The organism is Peribacillus sp. Bi96, assembly GCF_918698115.1.
Taxonomy (GTDB): Bacteria; Bacillota; Bacilli; order Bacillales; family DSM-1321; genus Peribacillus.
This window is the reverse complement of record NZ_CAKKLV010000070.1, coordinates 1-1,323: the sequence shown is the minus strand read 5'-3', so window position 1 is coordinate 1,323 and position 1,323 is coordinate 1. Positions and strand designations below refer to the sequence as shown.

Annotated in this window: 2 protein-coding genes; one reads left to right on the top strand and one right to left on the bottom strand. The window is 39.1% G+C overall.

Annotation, left to right across the window (positions count from 1 at the left end; genetic code table 11):
• A partial coding sequence (locus LQ203_RS27285) for a hypothetical protein (protein ID WP_230163059.1) occupies positions 1-189 on the top strand: 189 nt, incomplete at its 5' end.
• Between the two features lie 37 nt (positions 190-226).
• Here the strand turns inward: LQ203_RS27285 and LQ203_RS27280 are convergent.
• Positions 227-1,036 (bottom strand): methyltransferase domain-containing protein, encoded by an 810-nt coding sequence (locus tag LQ203_RS27280; protein WP_230163057.1) that lies wholly within the window; start codon positions 1,034-1,036, stop codon positions 227-229.
• Between the last annotated feature and the right edge of the window lie 287 nt (positions 1,037-1,323).

The window sequence follows — 1,323 nt, the reverse complement described above, 5'->3', positions numbered from 1 at the left end:
TTTGCCGCTTGCTTCCTTCAGATTCCACGTCACCATGGACACCCTTGCATTAAGCTAACCATTACTACTGCCTTCATGGTTCGGGACTCGCACCCTATAGATTGCACCCATGCCGGGCGCACGAAAAGAGCTGTCTTAAAACAGCTCCGATCATCAGCTAACGCACCCGTTAGTTCATTAACAACATAGTATAAGCATTATTAGTGGCTAAATTTTGAGTGGGGCTTTAACAGACCCTTACACCTTCAACTGCTAACATATACATCGTTAAAGATTCAGCCTCACGCATCATCCATTCACGATAATCGTTTTCAGCACTCACATAATCCTGTTCACAAATAAAACCGTCTCTCGCCATTTGAACTCCTCTGCTTGATGCAGTATCAGCCCATATCCCAATGCGAGTTTGAAAATCAGGGTCCCTTCTATTTGTTACCTCATGAAGGGGGGTTATAGTAATATCTTCTATACCAACTTTTCGAAAAAGCCCAGGAAGGTTATCGGCAATTGTATTATCCATACCTGCTTCCGTACGCCATTTCAAATAGGCAGCGTAAAAGTTGAGCATACTTGAAGGTGGCAGGGGATTCCATGATATCTTTTCATGGTTATAATCCGCAATTAAAATGCGACCTCCAATTTTTGCAGCAGATGTCATCATTTTCAATCCTTTTAATGGGTCGGATAACCATATTAATACCCGTGAACAGGTAACAATGTCAAATTGTTGTTCATAAGGAAGATTATAAATGTCACCTGTTTCAAATGATAATCCTGGTATTTCGCCATATGATTGACGTGCTTTTTGAATTAAGGTTGGATTACTGTCAATTCCTACTACACGTCCATTTGGACCCACAGCTTCTGCTATGCCTCTAGTAATTGCCCCTGTACCACATCCAATATCAAGAATTGCCATGCCTTCCGTAATAATTTCTGCAAGCCTTTTGTGTGAGTTTGTTAACGTTCTGGAGTCTAATACATTTGTTAACTTTCCAGATAATTCAGCACGATTTCGAGCCATTTTTGTATCCAAACGTGATTCCCCTTCCCTGTGTTTATTGCAATTTTCAATAAATTCATTTTACCATTTAAAATTTTATTGTTCTTTATTCCAAAAAGGAATTAATAAGGTTCATCTTTAAAATCTAAGTAAATAGAATAACGGTTCCATTCAAGGAAACTTCCCTTTGTTGTTGAACTCCCTCAGTATGATAGCTATATCTCTCGAATGCTCACTTATTCGCAGGATTTCATAACCCTTGAAAATACATTAACGGTTAAAAGCAATGAGCTCAGATCATTTTGGTTTCATGGAGGCAT